20 protein-coding genes and 2 riboswitches are annotated in these 26011 nt (G+C 65.7%); of the genes, 12 read left to right on the top strand and 8 right to left on the bottom strand.

What is annotated here, in order from left to right; all coding sequences use genetic code 11:
- Positions 1-192: 192 nt before the first annotated feature.
- Positions 193-1683: a DUF3084 domain-containing protein gene (locus Mgrana_RS00100; RefSeq protein ID WP_119355568.1), complete on the bottom strand. Its 1491-nt coding sequence runs from the start codon at positions 1681-1683 to the stop codon at positions 193-195.
- A gap of 38 nt (positions 1684-1721) precedes the next feature.
- The gene (gene lptB, locus Mgrana_RS00095) at positions 1722-2492 is read right to left on the bottom strand and encodes an LPS export ABC transporter ATP-binding protein (RefSeq protein WP_119355567.1); all 771 of its coding nucleotides are present in this window, start codon (positions 2490-2492) and stop codon (positions 1722-1724) included.
- A 129-nt stretch (positions 2493-2621) separates the two neighbouring features.
- On the opposite strand from lptB, the gene gltX reads away from it, so the two are divergent.
- The 7 genes from gltX (at position 2622) to Mgrana_RS00060 (ending at position 11421) form a co-directional block, all read left to right on the top strand.
- Positions 2622-4061, top strand: coding sequence for a glutamate--tRNA ligase (gene gltX, locus Mgrana_RS00090; protein WP_119355566.1), 1440 nt, complete (start codon positions 2622-2624; stop codon positions 4059-4061).
- A 181-nt stretch (positions 4062-4242) separates the two neighbouring features.
- Entirely contained in the window at positions 4243-6516 is a 2274-nt protein-coding gene (locus Mgrana_RS00085; protein WP_119355565.1) for an FdhF/YdeP family oxidoreductase, read from the top strand.
- A complete protein-coding gene (fdhD, locus tag Mgrana_RS00080) occupies positions 6452-7303 on the top strand; it encodes a formate dehydrogenase accessory sulfurtransferase FdhD (protein WP_119355564.1) in 852 nt (283 codons plus the stop codon). Before Mgrana_RS00085 ends, fdhD begins: the two co-directional genes overlap by 65 nt.
- A 7-nt stretch (positions 7304-7310) precedes the next feature.
- Positions 7311-7637, top strand: coding sequence for a DUF503 domain-containing protein (locus Mgrana_RS00075; protein WP_119355563.1), 327 nt, complete (start codon positions 7311-7313; stop codon positions 7635-7637).
- A gap of 34 nt (positions 7638-7671) precedes the next feature.
- Entirely contained in the window at positions 7672-9570 is a 1899-nt protein-coding gene (locus Mgrana_RS00070; protein ID WP_240631179.1) for a DUF2207 family protein, read from the top strand.
- Positions 9571-9580: 10 nt separating this feature from the next.
- Positions 9581-10126, top strand: coding sequence for a LemA family protein (locus Mgrana_RS00065; protein WP_119355562.1), 546 nt, complete (start codon positions 9581-9583; stop codon positions 10124-10126).
- A gap of 56 nt (positions 10127-10182) precedes the next feature.
- Positions 10183-11421, top strand: coding sequence for an MFS transporter (locus Mgrana_RS00060; protein WP_119355561.1), 1239 nt, complete (start codon positions 10183-10185; stop codon positions 11419-11421).
- 9 nt (positions 11422-11430) lie between these two features.
- Here Mgrana_RS00060 and Mgrana_RS00055 read toward each other — a convergent pair whose 3' ends face one another.
- The 4 genes from Mgrana_RS00055 to Mgrana_RS00040 all read right to left on the bottom strand — a co-directional run bounded on the left by Mgrana_RS00055 (position 11431) and on the right by Mgrana_RS00040 (position 17608).
- The gene (locus Mgrana_RS00055; protein ID WP_119355560.1) at positions 11431-13638 is read right to left on the bottom strand and encodes a sensor domain-containing diguanylate cyclase; all 2208 of its coding nucleotides are present in this window, start codon (positions 13636-13638) and stop codon (positions 11431-11433) included.
- Positions 13639-13719: 81 nt separating this feature from the next.
- Positions 13720-14490 carry a type I CRISPR-associated protein Cas7 gene (locus tag Mgrana_RS00050; RefSeq protein ID WP_119355559.1) on the bottom strand — a complete coding sequence of 257 codons (771 nt, stop codon included), beginning with the start codon at positions 14488-14490 and terminating at the stop codon, positions 13720-13722.
- A gap of 9 nt (positions 14491-14499) precedes the next feature.
- The gene (locus Mgrana_RS00045) at positions 14500-16119 is read right to left on the bottom strand and encodes a S8 family peptidase (RefSeq protein WP_119355558.1); all 1620 of its coding nucleotides are present in this window, start codon (positions 16117-16119) and stop codon (positions 14500-14502) included.
- 93 nt (positions 16120-16212) lie between these two features.
- A riboswitch (cyclic di-GMP riboswitch) is annotated at positions 16213-16298 on the bottom strand.
- A gap of 78 nt (positions 16299-16376) precedes the next feature.
- Positions 16377-16460: riboswitch (cyclic di-GMP riboswitch) on the bottom strand.
- A gap of 107 nt (positions 16461-16567) precedes the next feature.
- Positions 16568-17608: a S1C family serine protease gene (locus tag Mgrana_RS00040; protein WP_119355557.1), complete on the bottom strand. Its 1041-nt coding sequence runs from the start codon at positions 17606-17608 to the stop codon at positions 16568-16570.
- A gap of 92 nt (positions 17609-17700) precedes the next feature.
- Here Mgrana_RS00040 and trpS point away from each other — a divergent pair, with 92 nt between their 5' ends.
- From trpS to Mgrana_RS00015, 5 genes are all read left to right on the top strand, one after another.
- Positions 17701-18714, top strand: coding sequence for a tryptophan--tRNA ligase (gene trpS, locus Mgrana_RS00035; RefSeq protein ID WP_119355684.1), 1014 nt, complete (start codon positions 17701-17703; stop codon positions 18712-18714).
- Positions 18711-19424 (top strand): chromosome segregation protein ScpA, encoded by a 714-nt coding sequence (locus Mgrana_RS00030; RefSeq protein ID WP_119355556.1) that lies wholly within the window; start codon positions 18711-18713, stop codon positions 19422-19424. The genes trpS and Mgrana_RS00030 overlap by 4 nt, the downstream gene beginning before the upstream one ends.
- Positions 19425-19434: 10 nt before the next feature.
- Positions 19435-20628, top strand: coding sequence for a thiolase family protein (locus Mgrana_RS00025; protein WP_119355555.1), 1194 nt, complete (start codon positions 19435-19437; stop codon positions 20626-20628).
- Between the two features lie 73 nt (positions 20629-20701).
- Positions 20702-21916 carry a DUF4139 domain-containing protein gene (locus tag Mgrana_RS00020; protein ID WP_119355554.1) on the top strand — a complete coding sequence of 405 codons (1215 nt, stop codon included), beginning with the start codon at positions 20702-20704 and terminating at the stop codon, positions 21914-21916.
- Between the two features lie 39 nt (positions 21917-21955).
- Positions 21956-23809 (top strand): S9 family peptidase, encoded by a 1854-nt coding sequence (locus tag Mgrana_RS00015; RefSeq protein ID WP_119355553.1) that lies wholly within the window; start codon positions 21956-21958, stop codon positions 23807-23809.
- Between the two features lie 25 nt (positions 23810-23834).
- Here the strand turns inward: Mgrana_RS00015 and Mgrana_RS00010 are convergent, their stop codons facing one another.
- Together Mgrana_RS00010 and glgC are read right to left on the bottom strand one after the other, a co-directional pair.
- Positions 23835-24524: a SagB/ThcOx family dehydrogenase gene (locus Mgrana_RS00010; protein ID WP_119355552.1), complete on the bottom strand. Its 690-nt coding sequence runs from the start codon at positions 24522-24524 to the stop codon at positions 23835-23837.
- Between the two features lie 79 nt (positions 24525-24603).
- Complete coding sequence (gene glgC, locus Mgrana_RS00005; RefSeq protein WP_371862085.1) at positions 24604-25845, bottom strand: glucose-1-phosphate adenylyltransferase; 1242 nt, start codon at positions 25843-25845, stop codon at positions 24604-24606.
- Positions 25846-26011 lie beyond the last annotated feature (166 nt).

Genomic DNA, 26011 nt, shown 5'->3' with positions numbered 1-26011 from the left:
CGAACTGACCCGACCAAAGGGAGTGCTCAATCGCGTCTGCCACAAACACTCGCCTAGCCAGGCGAGTGTTTTGCTTGTCCCAGCCGTCCTCGGCTGCGCCAAGCATTCGTGGCAACCGCTCTAGGATTCAAAAAGACAGCCTCTAGGGCTTTTGTTATGCAAACGGTCTTTTTGAATCCGATCTAAGGGATTTCACTGCAGCAGCTTGAGGCCGAGCCGGGGGGGCTCGGTAGGGTAAAGGTTGTCCAGAGCGATCACCGCCACCTTGGCCCCCCCCCGCTTGCCCTCGAGCAGTGCGGTGAAGTTCAACAGTTCCTCGAAGGAAACCCCCCCCTGGGCTAGCTTCTCCGGAACCCACCCGGCCTGGCTCAGGCGATCTTCCGCAGCCTGGCTCAGGATATCCAGCTTGCGGCGCACCTCGCTCAGGCTGGCCGGCATCACCAAAACACCGGTTGCCAGCACATCGCCCTGGGCAAAGAGTTGCTCCTTGGCTCGGTACTCGATGCGGGCCCGCACCTTCCCCTCCGGGCTCACCCCCGCAGCCCGCACCAACAGCAGCCCCGGCTTGGTATCGCCCAGGCTGGGGTACTCGCTCACCTCGAGGCCCCGCAGCCCCAGGGAGCGCACTCGGCTCTCGGCCCGGCGCAGCACCTCCTTGAGTGCACTGGCCACATCGTCTGGATCCAGCGGTTGCTCGGCCAGCAAGGACAGGCGCAGGGTTTTGTCCAGGCCCGCGATCAGGCTTCGGCTCTGGTCCCGCATCTGCTCCAGGGTACGCTGGGCCTCGATCAGCCTGGCCCGGAGATCGGCATTATCCCTTTGGGCGGCCTGTAGGGCGGTGCTGAAATCGGAGTTGGAGGCGGTGCTGCTGGCTGAGATCACCGCCACATCGCCTTCGAGGTTGCGCTTGTCCGCCTCGAGCTTAGCGATGCGCCCATTGAGCTCCTTGGTCCGAGCCTGAAGATCGGCCAGCCGCTTCTGGGCAGTTTGGCTGGCCAGCTCGAGCTTCTTCAGCTCGGTCTGGGCCTGGTCGGCCTGAGCCTGGAGCTGCTGGCGGCTGGCCTGCAGCTGGGCTTTTTCAGACACGAGTTGGTTTTTTTCCGCCAGCAACCGGGTTTTCTCCTTTAGCAAGGTGTCCCGCTCCACCTGGAGCTGCTGCCGGCTGGCCTCGAGACCCAACAGGGCTTTGCGCTGCACCTCGCTGGCCGCGGTGAGCTGGTCTATTTCCTGCTGAAGCTTCTCGCGTTCGGTAAGCACCCGCTCCAAGTCCTGGCGGGTCTGGCGCTGTAGATCCGCATTCTGCTCGAGCTGCCGGGCCAGCAGGTCATTGTTGCGCTCAAACTCACTGCGATCGGACTTGAGCTGCTCGTTCTCGGCGAAGACCTGGGCGGCGCGGTTCTCCAAACGGGTCACCTCCGAGCGCAACCGATCGCGCTCCTGGCGCACGGCTTCCGCTTGCAGAATGGTCTCCCGGGCTCCCTTCACCACCAGGAAAAAGGTGGCAAAAGCCCCCAGCGCAATGAGCATCCCGGTACCCACCGCGACCAGGGTGGCGGTGGCTCGAGGCCGCAGTCCCAGAAAGCGCCAGTGCCGTTTGCCCACCCGCTTGGCCACGCCATCCCCCACGTAAGCCACCAGGCCAGCGACCAGGACCAGCAAAACAAAAATGGACCAAAACGTCATAGGGGATCAGAGACCGGCCATTGGGGGGCTGAGGGGTTTCATAGTTCGTAGGCTTCCCCCAGATAGTGGGTTCGCACCCCGGAGTCACGGGCAAACTCTTCGGGCCCACCCTGAAAGGCCACCTGGCCGTCGTACATCAGATAGATCCGGTCGGCGATGGCCAGCGTTTCACGAACCGAGTGGTCGGTGATGAAGATCCCCACCCCGCGCCGCTCCCGCAGCTCAGAGATCAGCTTCTGGATATCGTGAACGTTTTTAGGGTCCACCCCCGTGAAAGGTTCGTCCAGGAGGATGAAATCGGGGTTGGTGCAGAGGGCTCGAGCGATCTCGAGCCGCCGACGCTCCCCCCCGGAGAGGGTGTAGGCGTATTTGTCGCGCAGGTGGGTGATGCCCAGTTCTTCCAGCAGCGCCTTGGCCCGGCTCAAGCGCTCCGGTTTGGAAATCGGCTGAAACTCCAAAACCGCCAACAGGTTCTCCAGCGCGGTCATCCGGCGGAAGGCCGAAGGCTCCTGAGGCAGATAGCCCAGCCCCAGGCGGGCCCGCTTGTACATCGGCAGCCGGGTGACCTCCTGCTCCCCCAGCCGGATCTGCCCGGCGTTGGGCTGAATAAACCCCACCAGCATATAGAAGGTGGTGGTCTTCCCGGCTCCGTTGGGGCCAAACAGGGCCACAATTTCTCCGCGCTGTAGCCCCAGGCTCACCCCCCGCACCACCGTACGCCGCCCGTAGCGCTTGACCAGCCCGGTGGCCTCGAGCCGCGTGGTGGAGGCGGTCGGGGAAGCTGGGGTGGCTTGTAACGCTGTCTCCATTGCTCATTAGCCTATCATTAGCGATTGAGCCCCCTGTGAGAGATAAACCCCGGCATACCGCGCTCCCCCCGTGGCCATGCAGCAGGCCCAGGCTTTCCGCTTTGCACCGCTCGCTTTAAGCTAGAGCCTATGGTTGTCACGCGTATCGCCCCCTCCCCTACCGGCGACCCCCATGTGGGAACCGCCTACCAGGCCCTCTTTAACTACATCTTTGCCCGGCAGCAGGGGGGAAAGTTCATCGTTCGAATCGAGGATACCGACCGCACCCGCTACAACCCCGACAGCGAGCGGCGGATTCTGGAGATGCTCGAGTGGCTGGGGCTCTCCCCCGATGAATCCCCCACCAAGGGGGGGCCCAATGGGCCTTATGTGCAGTCCCAGCGGCTGCCCATCTACCAAGCCCACGCCCAGAGGTTGCTGGACTCCGGCGCGGCCTACCGAGCCTTTGAGACCCCCGCCGAGCTCGAGGCCGCCCGCAAGGAAGCCGAGAAGGCCGGGGCCAGCTACCGGGGCTACAACCGGCGCTACCGCGACTACCCCAGCGCCGAGTCGGAGGCTCGAGCCGCTGCCGGAGAGCCTTTCGTGATCCGGCTCAAGGCCCCGCTGGAGGGCAGTGTGGTGGTGCAGGACCTTCTGCGGGGCCCGGTGGAGTTCGACCATTCCCAGCTCGACGACAAGGTGATCCTCAAGGCCGATGGCTACCCTACCTATCACCTGGCCGCGATGGTAGATGACCACCTGATGGGCGTAACCCACGTGATCCGGGCTGAGGAATGGCTGACCAGCACCCCTTTTCACATCCTGATCCTGCGGGCTTTTGGTTGGGATGAGCCAGTCTGGTGCCATACCCCTCTGCTGCGCAACCCCGACCGGTCCAAGCTCTCCAAGCGCAAAATGGACACCAGCGTGGACAGCTACCGGGCCCAGGGGATCCTGCCCGAAGCCCTGCTCAACTACCTGGGAACCATGGGCTGGAGCATGCCCGACGAGCGGGAGATCTTCAGCCTTCAAGACATGCTCGAGCACTTCGATCTCTCGCGCATCAGCCTGGGCGGCCCGGTATTCGGGCTGGACAAGCTGCGTTGGATGAACGGCAAGTACATCCGCGAGGTGCTCAGCCTGGACGATCTGGCCGAACGAATCAAGCCCTTTGTGGAAAAGGCCGGGTATGCCTATCCCTCGGAAACCTACCTCAAGCAGGTGATCGAGGCCCTGCGGGCGCGCTTTGAAACCCTACAGGAGTTCGTGGAGAAGTCGGTGTACTTCTTCCGGGAGGATTATCCCACCTCGGAGAAAGCCCTGGCCAAGCTGAAGGAAGGCGCCGTGTTCCTGCCCGAGCTACGCGGGCTGCTCTCGAGCCTCCCCGATTTCCTGCCGGAGACCACCGAGGCCGCGCTCAAGCAGTTTGTCGAGGCCAAGGGGGTTAAAGCTGGAGCGGTGATGCAACCCCTGCGGGCCGCGATTACCGGGAGCCTGGAAACCCCAGGGATGTTCGATCTGCTGATGCTGCTGGGAAAGGAGCGGGTCCTGGAGCGGCTCGAGAGGGCGCAGTCGCAGGTGGCCCCCTAAAGCCCCCCAGCCCGCTCGCAGGGCCCGGAGTTCATGCGCCCTTCATTTAGAGGGGCTTCAATACCCTGGTCATCTATCGCAGGGCCGCCTCGAGGGGAATCGGGGCGGTTTTATGCTTTGCGAGGTCGCTTGCAACTGCCGCCGCGGCTTTGCAGTATCCTATAGGCCGTCTGCGGAGGTCATGGTGCCCCTCAAACCCGTTCCCAAAGGGTGGAAGCCCGAGCTGTGGGCCAGTTGGCGCCCCTTCGGGTTCGGTTTGCAAAAGCCCAACAATTTCTTCGAGGTTTTCCGGGCGGGGCTCGAGAACGCCGACAATGCGGCCTACGCCTGGCGCATCCTCAACGACGGGGTCTGCGATGGTTGTGCTTTAGGAACCTATGGCCTGCGCGACTGGACCATTCGTGGCATCCACCTCTGCAACGTGCGGCTTCGGCTACTGCGGTTGAACACCATGGGGCCGCTCGAGGTGGGGGTTCTCGCCCATATCGAGGAGCTGCGGCGTAAATCCTCGGCGGAGCTGCGCGCGCTGGGTCGGCTGCCCTACCCCATGCGCCGCAAGCGGGGCGAGCCGGGGTTCAGCCGGATCAGCTGGGATGAAGCGCTGGACCGCATCGGCCTACACATCTGCAAATCGAGCCCGGAGCGGCTGGGGTTCTACCTGACCAGCCGGGGCACCCCCAACGAAACCTACTACGCCGCGCAAAAAGCGGTGCGGGCCCTGGGGAGCAACAACATCGACAACGCCGCCCGAATCTGCCACAGCCCCAGCACGGTAGCCCTCAAGGAGAGCCTGGGGGTAGCGGCGACCACCTGCAGCTACACCGACCTGATCGGCACCGACCTGATCGTGTTTTTCGGCTCCAACCCGGCAGTCAATCAGCCGGTGCTGATGAAATACCTCTACTACGCCCGCAAGGCCGGTACCCAGGTGGTGTGTGTCAACCCTTACAAAGAACCGGCGATGGATCGGTACTGGGTGCCTTCCGACCCCGAGAGCGCCCTCTTCGGCACCCGGATCACCGATCGTTTTTTCCTGGTCGCCCCCGGCGGAGACCTGGCCTTCATCACCGGAGCGCTGAAAGCCCTGCTCGAGCAGGACGGGCTTAACCAGGCCTTCATCGCGCAGCACACCCGCGGCTTTGAGGCCCTCGAGGCCTCCCTGCGCTCGGCCAGATGGGCGGAACTGGAGACGGGGTCTGGGCTCAGCCAGGCCGAGATGACCGAGTTCGCTCAGATGCTCAGGCGGGCCGACAAAGCCGTGCTGGTCTGGAGCATGGGGATCACCCAGCACAGCCTCGCTGAAGACACCGTGCAGGCCATCATCAACCTGGCCCTGGCCCGAGGGTACCTGGGCCGGGAAGGCTGTGGCCTGATGCCCATTCGTGGGCACAGCGGGGTTCAGGGGGGGGCCGAGATGGGCGCGTATGCCACGGTGTACCCCGGTGGCCTCCCCATCACCCCCGAGCATGCCGCGGCGCTCGAGCAGCAGTGGGGCTTCCCGGTCCCCACGACCCCTGGGCTGACCGCCCCCGAGATGCTTGACCGGGCCGCACAGGGCCAGCTCGACCTGCTGTGGAGCGTGGGGGGGAATTTCCTCGAGACCCTCCCGGACCCCCTCGAGGCGGCCGAGGCCCTGTCCCGGGTGCCCTTGCGGGTGCATCAGGATATCGTGCTCTCCTCACAGATGCTGGTCGAGGGGGAGGAGGTCATCCTGCTCCCGGCCACCACGCGCTACGAGGTGCCCGGCGGGGTCAGCGAAACCAGCACCGAACGCCGGGTGATCTTCAGCCCGGAGATCCCCGGCCCCCGCATCGGTGAGGCCCGCCCGGAGTACGAAGCCCTGTTGGAACTGGCCCGACGCTGCCGCCCCGATCTGGCCGATCGGCTGCGTTTTGAAAACACTGCGGCCATCCGCGCGGAGATCGTCCGGGTTATCCCCCTTTATGACGGCATTCAGCACCTACACCAAAAGGGCCAGGCGTTTCAGTACGGCGGGCCCCATCTATGCCCCGATGGGGTCTGCCCCACCCCCGATGGACGGGCCAGGTTCAAGGCTTTGGGGCTGCCCTCTCGAGCCATCCCCAGCGGGGCCTTCCGGCTGGCCACCCGGCGCGGCAAGCAGTTCAACAGCATGGTGCATGAGCCTAAAGACCCCATCAGCGGTGCGGAGCGCGATGCGGTGCTGGTCAGCCTGCTCGACGCGGCCCGGCTAAAGCTCTACCCAGGCCAGCCGGTATGGCTGAGGAACGAGTTTGGGGTGCTGCCCTGTCGGGTTTTTCTGGCCGAGATCCGGCCAGGAACCCTCCAGGTGTATTGGCCGGAGGGCAATGTCCTGCTCGACCCCAAGCTGCGCTCACCCCAGGCCAAGGTGCCCGCCTACAAGGAAAGCTATGTCTATCTCGAGACCCAAAACCCGTCCGGGAGCGAAGGTCAAGACCTCACTGCTGCGCGTTGAAGCTGGGCAGGGTCGCCGGAGCACCGATGAGGTCATCACCGAGGAGCCCCTGGAAATCCGGCTTCAAGCGGGGGAGCAGCGGCAGACGGTAGCGGTGACCATGCGTACCCCCGGTCAGGATTTCGAGCTGGCTGCGGGGTTCCTTTTCGCCGAGGGCATCCTGCGTTCCCGTGAGGAGGTGGGGCGCATCACCTACTGCACCGAGGCTGGTGAGGCTCAGCAGTACAATCGGGTCAACCTCGAGCTGCGTTCCCCGGCCCTACCCCGGCTCGCTGGGCTGGAACGGCACTTCTTTGCCCACTCGGCCTGTGGGGTCTGCGGAAAGTCCGGGCTGGAAACCCTGCGGCTGCGGGGGTACGAGCCGCTGGGGCCGGGGTTTGCGGTTCCGGCTGAGCGGGTCTCGAGCCTGCCCGAGCGGCTGCGCTCCAGTCAGGGGCTCTTCGAGCGCACCGGGGGGTTGCACGCCGCAGCCCTGTTTGACTCAGAAGGGCGCCTGCTGGCCTCGAGGGAAGATGTGGGCCGCCATAACGCCTTGGACAAACTGATCGGCTGGGCCCTGCTGGAAGACCGGCTCCCCCTTTCCGAGAGCCTGCTGTTGGTGAGCGGGCGGGCCAGCTTCGAGCTGGTCCAGAAAGCCTTGGCCGCAGGCATCCCCATTCTGGCCGCGATCTCTGCCCCCAGCAGCCTGGCGGTGGAGGTGGCGCGCGCCTTCAACCTGACCCTCATTGGGTTTCTGCGCGGCTCGTTCAACCTCTACAGCGGGCCTGAGCGGGTTCTGTTAGGCTAAAGACCTTATGAACGCCTATCTGGGTCTCTACACCGCACGGCTGGAGATGCCCTGGGTGAGCAGCCTCAAAGAGAAGCGGGCCCTGGTCAAGCCGGTGGTCGAGCGGCTCCGAAGCCGCTACCCGGTCTCAGCCGCGCGGCTGGCCGGGCAGGATGAGCACGGCTGGGAGGTGGTGGGGTTCAGCCTGCTGGGCTACGACGGGGTATGGGTGGAGACGGTGTTGCGCGAGGCCGCCGACTTCATCGCTGCGCAGGGCGAGTTCCGGGTGGTGGAAGAGCGCTGGAGCATTGAAGAGGTGAGCCTCGAGGACACCCTGCCCCAGTGGGGGCACTAGGCTGCGAACCCCCTGGGTGCAGTAGGCTAAAAGGGTGAACCGCCACAAGGGGTGGGGGCTCCTGGTCGTTGCAGGGCTCGGGGTGGCTTTGGGCAAAAGCTACCACCTGGCCAGTGTCGAGCAGGACGTGTACCTGCTGTCCAGTGGCCTGGTGCGGGTGGTGGACACCCGCACCTTCGTCTTCGAGGGGGTTTACCGCGAGGTGTTCTTCACCCTCGAGCCGCGCAGCGGCGGACAGGTGCGCTTTGAGGGCGCCAGCGCCCTGGACGGCAAACCGGCGGTGTACCAGGTCGAGGGTAACCGGCTGAGCATCACCGCGGGCCCCAGCCAAAAGGGCAACCTGCCGCCCCTGGCCAGCGATGAGAAGCGCACCTTCCGCTTTAGCTACACCCTGAGCAACGAACTCGAGGTGGCCCAGGATGCCGCGCTCTTCGACCGACAGGTGCTAGAGCCTATCCACGCCGCGATAGACCGTTACGTCTTACGCCTCCACGCCCCCCAACCGGCCCCCGAGCTCTTTCGGGTGTTCATCTTCACCGGTCAGGGGCGGATTGGAAGCCTCGAGTTTGACCCGGCTCGGCAAAGGGCCACGGTAAAGCTGGCCCCCGTGGGCGAGAACGAGTTTGTGCGCTCGAGGGTGCTCCTGGATCCACGGGGGTTTACGGTCCGCACCCTCAATGCCCCGCGCCTCGAGGCCTGGCTCAAGGAGACCGAGGCCCAGACCCAACGCTTCCGCGAGCGATCCCGGCGGGCCCAAGAACCCATCCCCACCTGGGTGGCCTGGCTGGGAGCGGTGCCCATCGGATTCTTCTTGCTGCTACTGACCAACCTGGCCCGGGCTTATTGGCAGGGGGGGCGCGAACCCACGGTCCAGGAGGTGGGCCGCTACTACCGCGAACCGGCGGAGGAAATTCCCCCTGGGCTGGTGCCCTATGTGCTGCATCAGCACGACCCCGGCCAGGGCCGGCTGGGGCTGGCCTTCTCTGCCACCCTGCTGAACCTGGCCCGCCAGGGGAACCTCGAGCTGGTGCGCCACCACGAACCCGGCCTGTTTGGGCTCTTTGGCCGGGAGGAGGTTCGCTTCCGCCTGCATAATCCCCCCCAAGGAAGCGGCTTTGAAGGGCGGGTGTACGCGGTCTTGCAAAAAGCCGACGGCGGGGATGGCACGGTGAGCCCGCAGGAGATCCGGAGCTATTTCCAACGCAACCCTGGCCAGGCCTCCGCGCTGGCCGCACTGCCTCGAGCGGAGTATGAGCAAGCCCACGGCCCGCTTCTCGACCCGAGCAGCAGCCGCCAAGGGGCCCTCTGGACGGGGATCCTGGGCGTCGCTGGGATGCTCAGCCTGATGGCCGCGATACTCACCGTTCCCCTGGGCCAGGGCTTCTTCGCGGAGCTGGGCTACTCGGAGGCCTCCAACCCCACCGCACTGGTGATCCTGGCCTTGGCCCTAGCCGCTACCGGGCTGGGCCTGCTGGGGCTGTCGCGGGTGGCCTACCGCTCGCTGCCGCGCTGGCAGCCCGACAAGCTGCTGAACGCCCAGCGCTGGGCTGCTTACCGCAACTTCCTGGCCGATTTCTCCCAGATGGAGACCGCTCCACCGGAGCACTTCCGGCTCTGGGACTACCACTTCGTGTACGCCAGCGCCCTGGGGGTGGCCGAGCGCTACCTGCGCAACCTGCGCGGCCTGGCCGAGCGGCAGGGCCGGGCCCTGGTGGCCCCTCCCTGGGTCGGGGATACTTCGGGCGGCGGGTCCTCCTTGCTGGCCTCGGCTGGGCAGATCGCCCAGGTAACCCAAAGCCTCGAGGCCGTGACCCGCAACCTGAACCATCTTGAAAGCGCCCTCAGGCCGCACTCGAGCGGCTCCGGCGGTGGGTTTGGGGGGAGCAGCAGCGGGGGTAGCTCGGGGGGAGGCAGCAGCAGCGGGGCCCGCTAAAGGAGGTCCAATGGGATGGATTGTTCTGCTCATCGTGGTGCTGTTGGGGCTGGGGTTCATCGGGTTCTATAACCGCATCATCGCCCTGGAAAACCGGGTGGGAAACGCCCTGGCTCAGGTGGATGTGCAGCTCAAGCGGCGCAACGACCTGATCCCCAACCTGGTGAACACAGTCAAGGGCTATGCCGCGCACGAAGCCGGGGTCTTCGACCGGGTCAGCCAGGCCCGGGAGCGCATGCTCTCGGCGGGAACGGTGGAGGAAAAGTCGGAGGCCTCCAATGCCCTCTCGCAGGCCCTGAGGAGCGTGTTTGCCCTGGCGGAGGCCTATCCTCAGCTCAAGGCCGATGCCAACTTTCGGGAGCTGCAGGGCCAGCTCGAGGAGACCGAGAACAAGATCGCCTACGCGCGGCAGTTCTTCAACGATACCGTCCTGGAGTTCAACAATGCGGTGAGCACGGTTCCCGGAATCTTCTTTGCCGGGCCCATGGGGAAACGGCCCAAGCCCTTCTTCCAAACCGACGAGGCCGCCCGACAGGTGCCCAGCGTTAACTTCTAGGCTCATCCAGCGCGCAGGCGTTTTCCGGTATGATCCCTCGAGTTCAGGCCCGGGGTATGCGTTTATTCAAGGCCATAGATGCCAACTTGTTTCGCCTGGTCTGGGGCCAGGGGGCGGCCACCTTCAGCGACAACATCCTGGGGATGGCCCTACCCCTTCTGGCCGCCCTGATCCTTCACGCCAGCCCGGCCCAGATGGGGTTGCTGGCCACCGTGGAGATGCTGCCCTGGCTGCTGGTGACCCTCTTTGCCGGGGTCTGGATCGATCAGGGCTCGCCGCAGCGGGTTCTGGTCTATAGCGCAGTCCTGCGGGGGGTTTTGCTGCTGAGCATCCCGCTGGGGGTATGGGCGGGGTGGTTCAGCTTTCCTTGGCTGGTCGGGGTAACCCTGCTGATCGGAATTTTACAGGTGTTTTTCGATCTGGCGGTAAATGCCTTTGTGGCGAGTGCGGTGGACCGGAACAAGCTGGTAGGGGCCAACAGTCAAATCGAGAGCAGCCGGATGGTGGCCCGGGTAGGAGCCCCAGGACTGGGCGGGGTGCTGGTGCAGACCCTAGGGGGTCCCCTCACCATCCTGATCAACGCTGTGCTGGACTTCGTAGCCGCCCTGCTGCTACAGCGCATCCCGGCCCGCGAAGGCCCCCGAATGCAAAACCGCAAGCTGATCTGGGGGGAGATAGGGGCGGGGCTAAAGGCGGTTTTGTATGATCCTTACCTGCGCCCCCTGGTTTTTTCCACCACCAACTACAACCTCCATGTGGGCATCCTGACCGGGATCAAGGTGTTGTTCTTGGTCCGTGAGCTCCACGTGCCCCCGGTCTGGATCGGCCTCATCCTGGGAGCACAGAGTGCCGGTGGGCTGCTGGGGGCCACCCTAGCCCCCAGGGTCAGCGCCCGGCTGGGGCTGGGCCGCACCGCCATCCTGGGGATGCTGCTGGCGGCAATGGCCGCATTTGTGGCCCCCCTGGTCTACGCCCCTCCTCTGATCGCCGCCGGGCTGATCGCAGCGGCTGGGTTTGCCGGAGCGGTCGCAATTGTGGTGTGCAACGTCAACGTGGTGAGCCTGCGCCAGGCCCGCACCGCCCCCCAGATGCAGGGGCGGGTGGCCGCTACCAGCCGCTTTATCAGTTTTGGCCTGGGCTCATTGGGAGGCCTACTGGGCGGGCTGCTGGCAGAGGCTTTGGGGTTACGGGTGGGAATGCTGATCGCCGCCCTGATTGCCACCACCGCTTTCGGGTGGCTGTATTTCTCGCCGGTACGCGAGGTCCGGAAACTGCCCACCCCGACCGAGGGATAACCCCGTCCCTTACAAGGCCATCACCGAAACCCCGCTGCTCTTGGCCTGGTACATCCGCTGGTCGGCCCGCTGCAGCAGGGTATCCCCATCTTTCGCATCCGCCGGATAGGCCGCGGCCCCGATGTTCACGCCCAAAGCCAACCCCTCCATACACACGCTCTCGATCGCCGCCGCGTAGCGCTGGGCGGCTGCCGTAGCCCCGGCCAAGTTGGTGTTGGAGAGCAAAACCGCGAACTCATCCCCACCCCAGCGAAACAGGACATCGCCATCGCGCTTGCTGCGCTCGAGCACCTCCGCCACCCGCACCAGCGCCTCATCCCCCTTGGCGTGCCCCAGGCTGTCATTAATCCGCTTGAAGCCGCGCAAATCCATCACCAGCAAGCCCAGCGGATGGCCATAGCGTTGGGCCCGCCCCAGCTCCTCCTCCAGGCGATGGTCAAAGGCCCGGCGATTGAGCAGCCCCGTGAGCGCATCGGTCGCTGCGGCCCGCTCGAGCAGCCCCCGGTAGCGCACCTCGTGCAGCAGCGCCGCGATGGGGGTGGCGAAAAAACGGGCTACGGTCAGGGAATCCTCGCCAAAGGCCGCAGGGTCGTGCAGGTTGTCCAGGTACAAGATGGCCAAGACCTCCCCGCGGTAGACCACCGGCAAGGCCAGGTTGGAAGCGATCTCCTCGATCCGCCCAGAGACCAGGATCTCCTCATTGCTGAACTGCTTGAGGTCGGTATGGGCGCTCGAGAGGACGCGGGGCTCCCCTCGGTACCAGTCTTGAGCGGAACCTGCATACCAATGGAACTGCTCGGCCTCACTGAACACATGGGACTTGAGGCTGGGGTCAAAGCCCAGCAAGGCCTTAAAGCGGAACGTGGCCCCCTCGCGCACCAGCAGGCTTCCCGCCTCGGCCCCCGGCACCAAGCGGACTGCGGTCTCTAAAATTTTGCGGTACACCTCCTCTACCGGAGCCTCAGCCGCCTCGTGCGAAAGCGCAATCAGCTCATCCCGCTGCTGGGCAGCCAGGGCCCCATCCAAGGCCAGGCCCAGGGTACGGCAGGCCGCCGCCAGCAAGTCCTGCTCGGCTTCCCGCCACATCCGGGGGGATTTCTGCTGCAACGAGAGCACCACCCGTGGGCGCTCCTGATTGGATAAAAAGACCGGATGGGCCACCACCCCGCCAAAGGCCTGGCGAAACTCAGGGATGGCCCGGGGGTTTTCGCTGTAGTCCTGGGCATAGGTGGGCCGACCGGTGTGGTACACCTCCCAGACCAGCCCCTGGGCATACGGAATCTCGGTGAGCGGGGTCTCCCCGCCATACACCGCCAGCGCCACCATGCGGGTCCCCTGCTGCATCCACAGCCAGCCCTGTTCCAGCCCCAAAGCCCCTACCAACAAGGCCAGGGCCCGCTCGGCCACCCCTACCGGGGTGGTGGCGGAGTCCAGCGAGGTGGAGAGCTGGTTCAGAAACTGCAGCTCCCCGCGCTCGGAAAGCTGGGTGAGCTGGGTGCTGACCGCCTGGGCAAAGTGCTCAAAGCCCTCGAGCTCCCGCGGGCTAAAGGGCCCGGGGCGTTCGAGGTTGAGCACCGCGATCACCTGGCCGCGCTCCAACAGGGGCAAGGCCAGCTCGCTCTGGATGTTGCTGTTGGGCAGGGCGATGTAATCGGAGTCTTGGCGCACATCGCCCAGGTATACCCGCTGCCCCTGCCGGGCGCAGCGGGCCACCACCCCCCGCTCGGGCAGTAGGGAGGGCGCCGAGGGATCCAGCCCCACCGCCGAGACCAGGCCCATACCCCCCGGCTGGGGCTGCCAGACCGAGACATGCCCCTCTCCATGGCGCCCCAGCAGTTCCGGTAAGGCCCGCAGGATAGCGACCTGGCTCCCTAGCCCGGAGAGCTCCTCCAAAGCCGCCACCAACAGCGAGAGCTGCGCAGCGGTTTCCTGCTGGCGTAGGTAGGCGCGGCGCAGGTCCCTCCCGATCAGGTCGGCTATCACAAAGGTGATCCCCAGGAGCACAGCGGACCAGCCCAGGTGTCGGGCCCCCCCCAGCCACCCATCCAGGGCCAAGGCCAGCACCGCCGCCAGCCCCCCCCAGCCCCGGCCATAGAGCGAGGTCAGGATGGCCACAATCACCATCAGCCAGGGCAGGCCGTACTGGTCTCCCCAACGGAAAAGGTGAACCGCGACAAACCCCAGCAGCGAAGCCAGCAACCCCAGAAATATCCGCATGTTAGCTGGCTTCAGTCTAACCCGGAGGGCTCGAGCCTCCAAGCGCGGGGGGTGCCAGGCAGAGGATAGCATGGCCAAACCTCAGGCCCAGCAGGTCAGCACCACTCGAGGGTCTGCCGCGAGGGGCCCTGGCTGAGGAGAACACAGGTGGTAGTCCTGCAGGCTCCGCGGTGCCTCGACCCGGCGGGTGGGAGCCACCTGGCCCAGCAGGGTCTCGACCGAGGCCCCTCCCAGCCCATCGTGGCTGAACACCCAGAGCCCACAGACCCCCATCTGCAGCGGGGGCATCTCCGGGCTCGGCTCAAACAGATGGGCCAGGGTTTGCCAGAGCACCTCGAGGTCGGAAGCCGTCACCCCATTGGCCTGGCCCTGTTCGGGGTTGTAGCTACCGTGCAGGCGATACAGCCCATAGGAACCGGGCTGTCCGTCCAGCGGGAGCAGCGGGTCTACCGTTCGGGCCGGGGAGAGCCGCAGCGCCGCCGGGATCTGCACCCTAGGCCCAGCCTCCCCTGGGGTCCCCTGAGCCCCCAGCAGCGGGGTGGGGGCGGCCAGACCAAACAACCGCAGGTCGTAGAAGTAGCGGCGCAGTTCCTCCAGGAGAAGCCCACCTTCCGCGCCGCGCGAAAGGGGCGCCAGCAGATGCTTTCGAGCCCGGCCCGGCCAGCGGATCAAGGTCGGCAGGCCGTGAACTTTATACACCTGCCGGCCAATCAGGCCCTTGAGGGCATCCTCGGTGATCAGGCCATACCTCACTGAAGCCGTGGCCTGGGTCCCATCGGGTGTGGCCAGGTCAGCGTTCTTGAGCTCAAAGAGCAGCACGAACTCGTGGTGTTTGTGGGGGTCGTGAATCATGATCGGCTCCTAATAGCAGGCGGGGTTGGCGGGATCGAGGACTTTGGCCACATCCACCAAGCCATATCCCGTCTCGGGCTGCCAACTGTGCTGGGCCGCGCTGATCAGGCGTCGGCGAACCCCCTCCAACAGGCTCGAGGCCGTGGGTAGGGTGCCGCTCAGGTAGGCGTTCTGATACAGATAGAGGGCGATGGTCGCGCTGATGAAGGGAGCGGCCACCGAGGTGCCGTAGCTGTTGCCATACTGCCCCGCAAGGCCGCCGTTGAAAACCGGCACAGCGGTTCCTGGGGCCACAAACTCCAGCCCCGCGCCGTAGTTGCTGCCAAAACCGCTGCCCCACTGGGCGCGGTTTCCCCCAGCGTCGGTGGCCCCGACCGCAATTACGTATGGGGAGGAAGCCGGGTAGCTCAGGGTGGCGGCCCCGGCATTCCCGCTCGAGGCCACCACCACCACCCCACTGGCCGTCACCCGCTGGAGCACACTCTCGAGGTAGGGATCATTCAGCCCGGCTTGCAGCGAAGCCAAGGAGAGGTTGACCACCTGAGCCGGGCTCGGGTTGCGGTAGGGCACCCCGGCAATGGTGGTCCCGCCGGCCGCGTACTCGAGCGCCTGGGCCAGCTGAAGGGTTCCGGTCCGGGATTGGGCATCGAACACCTTGATCGGCAGCACCTTGACCAGGTTGTACCCGGCCCCAGCCAGCGGCGAGCCATCCCCGGTGACCGCGGCGATGACCCCGGCCATACCGGTGCCGTGCCCCCCCAGGAGGTTGTTGGCCGGATCCACCCGCCCCTGTAGGGGCGTCGGAGCCGAAAGGTCGGGCCCCACCACATCCAGCCAGGCCTCCCGGGAGACCAGGTTGGGGGCCAGATCCGCCCGCCCGGTATAAAACCCCCCGTCCAGCACAGCCACCACCGGGGCCGGGCACCCTGGCTCGAGGCGGGTCCAGCCGGTCTCCCAGTTCATCTGCTGGAACACCGCGGCCTGGCTCAGGCCGTAATCGGGGTTGTGCGGAGGAACCGCAAGACCGGCCGGTTCATAAAGGTACTCCGGCTGAACGTAGCGGGCCTGTCCAGCCGCCACCAGGGCCTGCGCGGTAGGAGCTTCGGTGCCTGGACGGACCTGGTACACCGCCCATCCCCCCTCCAGGCTGCGCACACGCTGCACCCCCAGGCGCGAAGCGGCCTGGCTTTGCGCCGGGGCTCCCCAGACGATGAGGCGTCCAGGCACATGGGGCGCTTCAAACCCCCCTACCCCCTGCAGCTCAGCCCCCAGCCGCTGGGCCGAGCCCGCCTGAGCGGAGGGTTTAGAGGCACATTTGCGCTGTGCGCTGGCTGGGGCGGCGACCTCCACGGTTTGGGTACTCACCCGGCGCCCCCCGGGGCCAAAGGCCTCGAGGGTCAACCGGTAGGTCGTGGGGTTGGGGCTCAGATTGCCCCCCACCCGCACGGTGGCCCCGCCCCCCTCGGTCTGCAGCGGCAGTCCTGGGAGGGGGGGGTCGCTCGAGAGGGTGAAGCGGGTCCCCCGCTCCACCGGCCACGACAGGGAGACCGTGCCCCCATCCGCAGGTAGGCTGCTGGGCACAGCGCTGTAGGCCAGCGGGGAGGAAACACTGCCGCAAGCCTCCAACATCAGTAGGCCCAGCAAGGATGCGGACCAACCGCAGATCTTCCAGCCAAACCTCGCGAGGTGGGGAACCCAGGGATGAACCGCTCTGTCGCTAAATTCGCGCTCGGCCGGTTGCACCACTGGCTCCCCGGTTCCCTTGGTGCCCACATTGGGAAACACGGCTCATCGCCTCCGAACGCCCTATACGGCCTAGGGCCTAGGCTGGGCGGCTATTTGGCGAGAGCCCACCGATGAGGTGAATTGCAGGGTTGGTGCAAGTTTTAGCTCTCGGCCGGTTGCGCTACTGGCTCTGCGTACCCCAAGCGCCCAAATGCAGGGTAGGCTTCTTCGCCTCCGAGGGAAGGGGTTACCTTCCGAACTACAGCCCAAGCCTACTCCGCCAGCCGGGATCTGCAAGGTCAAATATCACCGCCGGCGCGGGCTCGAGTAACGCCTCCACTCCCCTAAGGGATCAGGTGCGGTTCTCTGGATTAGGGGCCAGGATCACCGGCACCTTAAAGGTGTTCCCTCCCCGCCGAATGGTGAGCAGTATGCTATCCCCCACCTCTTTGCTGCGCACATAGCGCTGCAGCTCCTCCACGCTGTTGAAGCTGCGGCCATCGGCCTGGAGGATCACATCGAACTCGTACACCTCCTTGCCGTTTTCCATTCGGGCCACAAAAGGCCGCAGCCCGGCCTTCTGGGCCGCCCCACCCGGCAGCAGCCCACGAATCAGCACCCCCTCTTTGGGGATCCCCAGCTGAGCGGCCACCTCATCATCAATCTGGAAGAGCTGCACCCCTATATAGGGCACGCTGTGCTTGCGCCCGGCCTGGAGGCTGCGCAGCAGCTCGAGCTGGTTGTGCAAGGGCGAGAGGTAGCTTTCAAACACCCCGTTGTTCACCCCGATCGCAATCACCACCGCCACCACTTTGCCCTCGCGGTTCAGCACCGGGCCACCGGAGTCCCCAGGGGCCAGGGGCAGGGTGGAGGAAATCGCCAGGGAGTTGAAGAAGGGGAAGATGTCACGGCTCACCGAGGTGACGAGCCCATAGCGCGGGGCGATGAACTCCCCACGGGAATTACCGATGGCCAGCATGGGGTCTCCGGCTTTGGGGTTGCGCTCGGTATCGAGCTCCAGAAAGGGCAGCGATACCGGGGCCCGCACCTGCAGCAGGGCCAGATCGCGGTACTCGTCATAGCCCACCACGGTCGCTGGGAAGCGCTGCCCCTTGGCGGTAAGCACCTGAAAGCTGGTGGCATCGCGGATCACGTGATAGGCGGTCATGACCCGCCCGTCTGCGCTGATGAAAAACCCTGAGCCTGTGCCCTCGGGAACCGTCTCGATCCGCACCGCAGCCGGGTGGCTTTGGGTGTAGACCCCCTCGAGCTCCTTGCGCATCCCTTCCGTAAGGACCGCCGGAACCGGGGGGTTCGCCGACTGGGCATGAATCACCGCCGCCAAAGTGGCCAGGTACGCCAGCACCGCTATTGCCAGCCAAGATCGCCGCATGCACCCAGATTAGGGGATCCAAGATGAAACAAGCTGAAAACTTAGAACCGGCCTCCCAGCCCCCCAGGCCTTCTTTTGGTATTCTAGCCCTTGTGAAACGGGTTTTTTCCGGCATTCAGCCCACCGGCGACCTCCACATCGGCAACTACCTCGGGGCCATGGTCAACTATGTGGCCCTGGGCGAACGGCTGGGGCGCGACGCGATTTACTGCATCGTGGACTACCACGCCCCCACCAATCCCGCCGCCTACGACAAGCACCTCCTGGCCCAGCGCACTTTTGAAGCCGCGCTCCTCAACATCGCCGCCGGGCTTGACCCTGACAAGGTGATCCTGTTCGTCCAGTCCCATGTCCCTGAACACACCGAGCTGGCCTGGGTATTCACCACCCAAACCCCCTACGGCGACCTCACCCGCATGACCCAGTTCAAGGACAAGGCCGCCAAGCTCGAGAGCGTTCCCGCCGGGCTCCTGATGTACCCGGTGCTGATGGCGGCAGACATCTTGATCTACAAGGCCGATACCGTGCCGGTCGGCGATGACCAAACCCAGCACCTGGAGCTGGCCCGGGAGATCGCCCGCCGCTGGAACCTCGAGTACGGCGAAACCTTCCCCGAGCCCCAGATCTACCTCAACCCCAATGCGCCCCGGGTTCCGGGGGTGGATGGGAAGGCCAAAATGAGCAAATCGGTGGGGAACACCATCGGGCTGCTCGAGGATGAGGCCAGCATCTGGGCCAAAATTCGCACCATGCCGGATGACCCCGCGCGGATCCGCCTCTCCGACCCTGGGGACCCTGAGCGCAGCGTGGTGTTCAAGTTTCTGAGCTATTTCGCCCCCGCCGAGCTGGTCCAGGTGCTGCGCGAGGAGTATGCCCGGCGCGGAATCGGCACCTTGGTGGTCAAGGAGCTCCTGATGCAGGAGATGATGAAAACCCTGCGCCCCATCCGGCAGCGGGCCGAGGGGCTGAGGGCCGAGCCCGCCCGGGTGTTGGATGCCCTGGAGGATGGGGCCCGCCGAGCCCGGGCCATCGCTCGAGCCACCCTGGAGGAGGTGCGCGAGAAGTTCGGACTGCTGCCCCTGCCCCGCCGCCAAACCCCGGCATGATTCAGCTGCACTTTGCCCAGTTCAGCGGCCCCCCCAAGGCGCTTTTTGAGGCTGTGCGCAGGGGGAAGATCGCCGCTGCGGAGCTGCCGGTTTTAGAGCTGGTTGACCAAGCCCTGGCCCAGGTAGGCGCCCTCGAGCTGGCCGAGCGCAGCGAGCTCCTGCCGATTCTGGCCGAGCTGGTGCTCTACAAGCTGCGGGCCTTCGCCCCCCACCCCCCTTCCCTCCCGGCCGAGGAAGAGGACGAGGAAGCTCCGGCCCTTCTCGAGCACCTGGTCGCGCTCGAAGAGGCCATCGTGTTCCTCGAGGAGCGGGCCCGGGAGCGGGCTCGGGTGCTGCCGGTCCCACCCCCCCCTCTGCCCAAAGACCGCCGGCTGCGCAAACTCAGCATCGAGGTGCTGGTGCGTGCAGCCGAGCCCTTCGCCCGGCGGGCCGAGCTGCGGCTGGAACCCGAGCGCTTTGGTCTGCGCGAGGCCTGGGGCCGGATTTTCCACTTCTTGGCCAAGGTCCGGCGCAGCCTGTTTTCCCAGCTTCCCCTCAAGGGCTGGAGCGAGCAGACGGTGGCCTTCGCCTCGCTGCTGGAAGCCAAGCGCCTGGAGGAGGTAGCGCTTCACCAGGAGGCAAACTTCGGCCCCCTCGAGGTGGAGCTGATCCCCCCTGCCTCGGAACAGATGGAATCCCGCCGCGGCTCGAGGTCCCTCCCTTTGGCATAAAATACAGGTTATGCGCGAAGTGTATGTGGTCTCAGCGGTTCGCACCGCCATCGGTAAATTCGGCGGGAGCCTGAAGGACTTCTCCCCCGTCCAGCTCGGCGCCCATGTGATGAAGGCAGCCTTGGCCAAGGCCGGGGTTCAGGGCGAGGCCCTGGACCTCTATGTTTTCGGGCAGGTCCTGCAGGCCGGGCAGGGCCAGCTCCCCCCCCGCCAGGCCGCCCTTCAGGCCGGAATTCCCGAGAGCGTGGACGGCTATGCCGTAGACATGGTTTGTGCCTCGGGGATGCAGGCGGCGGTCAGCGGTGCGCTGGCCATCCAAAACCAGGATGCGGAGCTGGTGCTGGTCGGCGGGATGGAAAGCATGAGCGGGGCCGGGTTTTATCTCAGCAGCCGGGCCCGATGGGGGTACAAGTATCTGGCCGGAGCCCCCGAAGCCCTGCAGGACATTCTTCAGCGCGATGGGCTATCCGATCCCTTCACCGGCGAGGCCATGGGCGAACAGGCGGAGCGGCTGGCTGCCGAGTTTGGCGCGACCCGCACCGAATTGGACCAGATCGCAGTGGAGTCCAACCGGCGGGCTGCCCAGGCCCAGGAAGCCGGCTACTTTCGCCAGGAGATCGCCCCGCTCGAGCTCAAAACCCGCAAGGGAACAGAGCTCTTCCAGCAGGATGAGGGGGTGCGTCCCGATGCCCGCCTCGAGACCCTGGCGGCCCTGCGCCCGGCCTTTCGCCAAGACGGGGTGCTGACCGCTGGAAACGCCTCGCAGATCTCCGATGGGGCCGCGGCCTTGGTTCTGGCCAGCGGTGAGGCGGTCCGGCAGCACGGCCTAAAGCCCCTGGCCCGAATCCTGGGCTCGAGCTGGGCGGCAGGAGCACCCTGGCGCTTCCCGGAAGCCCCGGTGCCTGCGGTCCGAAAGCTGCTCGGCAAGCTCCACCTGAGCATCGCGGATTTTGACCTGTTCGAGAACAACGAGGCCTTCGCCCTCAACAACCTCCTCTTCCACCGCCTGCTGGGGCTGCCCCTAGAACAGCTCAACATCCACGGGGGGGCCATCGCCTTGGGCCACCCCATCGGGGCCTCGGGGGCGCGGATCCTGACCACGCTGATCCACGCCCTGCACACCCACCGCAAGGAGCGCGGCTTGGCCGCCATCTGCCACGGCACCGGGGGTTCGGTGGCCCTGGCCCTCGAGGCGGTAGGGTAGGCCCCGAGCCCCGGTTAATCTGGCCTGAACCCATTCTCACCCTTGACCGAGCGGGGAATGCTTTACTGGCCCCATGAAGCATTGGCTGTTGGCCCTGAGCACGATTACCCTATTGGGCATGAGCGAGGCCCAAGAATCCACCCTATACCGAGGGTTTGCCGAACTGAAGCAGGAGCAGAACCTGCTGCCGGGCCAGTGGGTTTGGGAGCCCGGCGAGGCCTGGTACGACAACCTGATCCCGGGAACCCTGCGGCTGAGTGGGGTGCTCGAGCAGTCCCGGCAGATTCAGGCCGCAGCGCCCAATCCCCTCACCGCCTATGTGGGCAAAAAGGTGCAGTTCTTCTGGGAGGGGCAGTGGCGCGAGGCCACCGTGGTCAGTGCCGACAAAAATCTGTTCCTCTACGAGGGGCGCTACCTGGTGGGACTGCCTGGGCCCATCGGTTACCCCGACCCCAGCGGGTTTAGTGGGCTTACCGGCCCCAAGATCACCTTTCGCTACCAAGGCAGCGGCCCGGCCCGCTTGAGCTACCTGACCCGGGCGGTGAGCTGGAACCTGCGCTATACCCTGGAAAATGGCGAGCTGGTGGGCTGGGCCTCCTTGAACAACAGCCTGGACCGGGCCGTGCAACTGGGCCGTACCGAGCTGGTGGCCGGGGTGGTGCCGGTGGTGGAGGGACGGGGAATGCCCTTGGGCCGCACCCCAGGGGCCGCCCCCATGATGGCCGATCTGGCCATGGCCGAGTTCGTGGGGGAGGCCGGGGGAACTTACCGCTACAAACTGCCGGGGGAGATCACCCTCGAGCCCGGCAGCCTCGAGCTCCCCTTCCTGCGCAGCCCGGTGGCCCCGGTCTACCTCTGGCGCTACCAGGGCGGCTTCAGCAGCGCCCAAGAGTTGACCTTCGCCCGTGGTTACCGCTTCCAAGCCCCCGAAAACCTGGCCGCGGGCACGGTGAGCCTCCGCGAGGGCAGCACCTTTGTGGGGCAGGCCTCAATGCCCGACACCGCCAAGGGCGGTGAGGTCCGCCTGATCCTGGGCCCAGACCCCGAAGGCCGAGCCCTGCGCCGCCTCGAGCCGCGCGCCCAAAACACCTACCGGGTCATCACCACCGTGCAAAACCCCAAAACCTACCCCATAGAGGTCGAGCTGGGGGAGTCCTTTCCGCAACCCTTCACGCTCGAGATCCAGGGCGCCGAGCGCACCCCCGAGGGTTACCGGCTCAAGTTCACCTTGGCTCCAGGGCAGAGCCGTACCCTGGAATACACCGTCACCTTCCCCCAGCGGCCCTAGGGTAGGCTTCTGACCCATCGGTCAGGTATTCTGTGGGCTGTGAACCCCGAACTGATCTACCGGCTCCAGTTTCTCTCCAGCCTGACCGAAGGCCCCAACGGCCAGCCCCTTTTCATCCTGACCGATATTGAAACCCCCCAGAACGAGCCCCCCAGGTACCGCTCTCGCCTGGCCACCTGGGATCAGGGGCTGCGTCTGCTCACCCAGGGGGAGGCCAAAAACCCTCTCTGGAAGGGGCAGGCCATCTACTTTCTGCGGAAGGTCGAGAAGGCCCAACAGCTGTTCCGGCTACCACTGACCGGCGGCGAGCCCGAGCAGATCACCCAGCTAAAAGCCGGGGTTGAGGGCTACAAGGTGAGCCCCGACGGCTCCAAGATTGCGCTGCTCACCCGCGGCGACTACCAGGCCCCCAAGCCCGATGAGCCCAGGGTTTACGAGGACTGGCCGGTCAAGTTCGATGCCCGAGGTGCCCTGCCCACCCAGCCCCGCGAGGTTTGGCTGCTCGAAGGGGGCCAGCCCCGCAAGCTGCTGGGGTGGCCGGTGGACATCGAGGAGGTGGTCTGGAACTCGGCCTCCGATGGGCTGTACCTGGTGGCTCCGGGCTCAAAGCAGGAGCACTGGAACGATATCCAGCGGGCCTACTGGCTGGATCTGGAGGGCCGGGTGGCGGAACTCTTCGGTGGGGTGGGGCCCATCAGCGGGCTCGAGCCCACCCCAGACGGGGGATTGGCCTACCTGGCCCATGCCTATGAGCACGGCGGCGGCACCGAGGCCCGGCTCTATCACCGCGCCCTCAACGGGGAGATCCGCCTGCTGGCCCAGGGCAGTTTTCTCAACACGGTGAATTCCGATATGCGCATGGGCAGCGGGGTGCAGACCCCCCGGGTAGGGCCGGACGGCAACCTCTACGCCGTGGTCACCGAGGCCGGCGGCGCCCGACTGCTGGAGGTCACCCCGCAGGGGGAGTGCAGCTACCTCACCGAAGCCCACGAGAGCATCCTGGGATATGCCTTCTGCGGCGATGAGCTGTATACCCTCTCCGAGACCTCGGTGCATGGAGCCCGGCTGGTCAAGAACGGCGAGGTTCTCTTCGATCCCAACGCCGAAACCCTGACCGGCCTGGCCCAGCCTCAGCCCGTCAGCTACACGGCCCCCGAGGGGCATCAGGTGCCCGGGTGGGTGCTGATGCCGGAGGGAGAGGGGCCCCACCCGCTGATCCTCTACATCCACGGGGGGCCCCACACCGCCTTCGGGCATGCGCTGATGCTCCAGCTCCAGCTCTTCCGAGCCGCCGGGTTTGCGGTAGCCTACGCCAACCCCAGGGGCTCTACCGGCTACGGCCAGGAGTTCGCCGCGCTCGAGGCCCGCTGGGGAGAGGTGGACGAGGCCGACCTGCTGGGCTTTTTGGAGAGGGTGCTGGAGGCCTTCCCGGTGGACCCAAACCGGGTTGGGGTGGCCGGGGGTTCGTATGGGGGCTACATGACCAACTGGCTCACCGCGCGTCACCCGGATCGCTTTAGGGCTGCCGTCACCGACCGCAGCATCTGCAACTGGTTCAGCTTTTTTGGGGCCTCGGATATCGGGCCCCGCTTCACCTGGCTCGAGCTAGGGGCCACCCCCTGGGAGCGGCCCGAGGTGCTCTGGCAAAAGAGCCCCCTGAGCCTGGTGCACCAAGTACGCACCCCCACCCTGGTGGTTCACTCCGAGCAAGACCACCGCTGCCCCATTGACCAGGGCGAGACCTGGTATACCCTGCTGCTACAAAAGGGCGTGCCCACCCGGTTTTTTCGGGTACCCGAGGAAGGCCACGAGCTCTCCCGGGGAGGCCGCCCCGACCGGCGGGTCGCGCGGCTGAAGGCCTACCTCGAGTGGTGGAACACCCACCTCAAGTGAGCGCCCCCACCGCAGGCTCAGGAACCTAACGCCCCAGGAGCAACACCACCACCGGGTGCTCGGTTTCAGGCAAACCTAACAGTTTGCGGATTTCCTCGTCGTAGAAGGTCTCTGCCGGGTAGGCTTGCAGCCCCAAAGCGGTGGCCGCCACCATCACCTCCCCTACCGCATACCCCGCCTCCAGGAGCGCGTAGCGGTACCCGCGCACCCCAAACATCGCCTCGCTGCGCTCGGGCACCGCGGTGAAGACCAGCAGGGCCGCGCAGTGCTCGGTGGCCTCCAAGTCCATCAGGGCCGCCCGCCACCCCGCCAGGTCGAATTTGCCGGTGAGCTGCTCGAGCTGGTGCTGTTTGGCGGCGTAGTGGTAGGTTCCAGGGAAGGTGTCCTGGAGGCGCTGCACCCCCAGATAGAGCTCGAGCGGGTAGGCCCCCCCGGCGGAGGGATACCCTCGGGCCCCGCGCTTGACCGCCAGCGGGGCCAGGAGCTGAGACAGCTCGGCCGGGCTGATGCTGGCCCCAACCTGGGGGGTGGTGGGCGAGATTCGCGACAACACCCGCCACACCGCCGCACCCCCGTCCCGGGCGGGCTCGGGCAGATCCACCGACTCGAGGGGGTTGGCGTATACCTTGGCCGCCGGAGCCCGTCCCCCAGGGAGTTCATCCCCCGGAAAAATGCGCGTGAGGCGGTAGAAAACCTTGCCAGGGTGCTTGTCCATACATGCCGGAAGCCAAAGGCTGAGAGCTAAACGCCAAGGATTCTACCCCAGCTTCTCGCTCTGGGGTTTGGGCTCCAGGCTAGAATCGGTAGCTCTTCCCCACCACCACGATCCCCTCTGAGGTTACGGTGAACCCCCTGGCCCGGTCGGCCTCCAGGTCGTAGCCAATGGTGGTGTTGGGCGGGATGCGCACGTTTTTGTCCACGATGACGTTCTTCAGCTTGGCATAACGCCCAACCTCCACCCCGTCGAACAGGATGCTGCGCTCGACCAGGGCGTAGGAATTGATCCGGCTGCGCCGGAAAATCACCGATTCCCGCACCGTGCCGCCGGAGATGATGGTGCCCCCCGCAATCAGGCTGTTGAAGGCTTGACCAGTACGGCTTCCGGCCTCGTGCACGAACTTGGCGGGGGGAGAGTTAAAGTTGGCTGCCCGCAGCGGCCACTCCGGGTTGAAGAGGTCGAACTCCGGGGTTACCGCGATCAGGTCCATGCTGGCCTCGAAGTAGGCGTCCAGGGTTCCCACATCGCGCCAGTAGGTGTTGGGGCCGCTCTGCCCAGGGATGGGGTTGCGCTTGAAATCGTAGACCTGGATGCGGTACCCCTCGGACAGGGCCCGGGGGATCACGTCCTTGCCGAAATCGTGCGAGGAGTTCTGCTCCCTGGCGTCGTGCTCGAGCAGCTCGACTAAGGCCTCGGTGCGGAAAAGGTAGTTGCCCATCGAGACCAAGGCCCAGCCCGGATCGCCGGGAATGGGGGTGGGTTCCTTGGGCTTCTCCTGGAAGCCGACCAATCGCCAGCCCTCATCCACCTGCAGCACCCCGAAGCGGCTGGCCTGCTCGATGGGAACCGGATAAGCCGCGATGGTCAGATCCGCCCGGTTATCGGCGTGGTACTCGATCATGTGGGCCACATTCATCTTGAAGATGTGGTCCCCACCGAAGATGGCCACCACATCGGATTTGTGGTTGTTGACCAGGTGGAGGTTCTGGTAGATCGCATCGGCGGTACCTCGGTACCACACCGGGCCGAGTTCCTCGTAGCGGTACATCTGGGCCGGAACCAGCAGCACGAAGAAGTCCTCGAGCATCCCCCCAAAGCGCCAGTGCCGCTGCACATGCTCGGTCAGCGACTGGGCCTTGAACTGGGTCAGAACGTAGATACTGTGAATACCGGAGTTGAGGAAGTTGTTGAGGACGAAGTCAATGATGCGGTAGCGCGCCCCAAACGGTACCGAGGGCTTAGCCCGCTTCGCGGTAAGGGGGTAGAGGCGTGAACCTTGGCCCCCCGCCAGGATCATTCCGAGAACCCGCAGCGACATGATGTAGTTTCCTCCTTTGGCTCTAGCATAGCAGGGCAACGGGAAGCAGGTGTTAGGTTGGAGCGGGGATCCACCCCCACTTGGTAAACTCTTCTGCGCATGAAGCTCCCCTACGATGCCCTCGAGTGGCGCAGTTTCCCCCCCAATCCCGAAGCCCCCGTAGCGC

Origin of the sequence: Meiothermus granaticius NBRC 107808 (assembly GCF_003574355.1) — a bacterium.
GTDB classification, from domain to species: domain Bacteria; phylum Deinococcota; class Deinococci; order Deinococcales; family Thermaceae; genus Meiothermus; species Meiothermus granaticius.
The sequence above is the reverse complement of the archived record's forward strand: the minus strand, read 5'-3'. Positions and strand labels throughout refer to the sequence as shown.

Coding starts and splice junctions, on each gene's coding strand:
- Mgrana_RS00100 (WP_119355568.1), bottom strand. CDS start 1,683: ATGACGTTTTGGTCCATTTTTGTTTTGCTGGTCCTGGTCGCTGGCCTG.
- lptB (WP_119355567.1), bottom strand. CDS start 2,492: ATGGAGACAGCGTTACAAGCCACCCCAGCTTCCCCGACCGCCTCCACC.
- gltX (WP_119355566.1), top strand. CDS start 2,622: ATGGTTGTCACGCGTATCGCCCCCTCCCCTACCGGCGACCCCCATGTG.
- Mgrana_RS00085 (WP_119355565.1), top strand. CDS start 4,243: ATGGTGCCCCTCAAACCCGTTCCCAAAGGGTGGAAGCCCGAGCTGTGG.
- fdhD (WP_119355564.1), top strand. CDS start 6,452: ATGTCTATCTCGAGACCCAAAACCCGTCCGGGAGCGAAGGTCAAGACC.
- Mgrana_RS00075 (WP_119355563.1), top strand. CDS start 7,311: ATGAACGCCTATCTGGGTCTCTACACCGCACGGCTGGAGATGCCCTGG.
- Mgrana_RS00065 (WP_119355562.1), top strand. CDS start 9,581: ATGGGATGGATTGTTCTGCTCATCGTGGTGCTGTTGGGGCTGGGGTTC.
- Mgrana_RS00060 (WP_119355561.1), top strand. CDS start 10,183: ATGCGTTTATTCAAGGCCATAGATGCCAACTTGTTTCGCCTGGTCTGG.
- Mgrana_RS00055 (WP_119355560.1), bottom strand. CDS start 13,638: ATGCGGATATTTCTGGGGTTGCTGGCTTCGCTGCTGGGGTTTGTCGCG.
- Mgrana_RS00050 (WP_119355559.1), bottom strand. CDS start 14,490: ATGATTCACGACCCCCACAAACACCACGAGTTCGTGCTGCTCTTTGAG.
- Mgrana_RS00045 (WP_119355558.1), bottom strand. CDS start 16,119: ATGTTGGAGGCTTGCGGCAGTGTTTCCTCCCCGCTGGCCTACAGCGCT.
- Mgrana_RS00040 (WP_119355557.1), bottom strand. CDS start 17,608: ATGCGGCGATCTTGGCTGGCAATAGCGGTGCTGGCGTACCTGGCCACT.
- Mgrana_RS00030 (WP_119355556.1), top strand. CDS start 18,711: ATGATTCAGCTGCACTTTGCCCAGTTCAGCGGCCCCCCCAAGGCGCTT.
- Mgrana_RS00025 (WP_119355555.1), top strand. CDS start 19,435: ATGCGCGAAGTGTATGTGGTCTCAGCGGTTCGCACCGCCATCGGTAAA.
- Mgrana_RS00020 (WP_119355554.1), top strand. CDS start 20,702: ATGAAGCATTGGCTGTTGGCCCTGAGCACGATTACCCTATTGGGCATG.
- Mgrana_RS00010 (WP_119355552.1), bottom strand. CDS start 24,524: ATGGACAAGCACCCTGGCAAGGTTTTCTACCGCCTCACGCGCATTTTT.
- glgC (WP_371862085.1), bottom strand. CDS start 25,845: ATGTCGCTGCGGGTTCTCGGAATGATCCTGGCGGGGGGCCAAGGTTCA.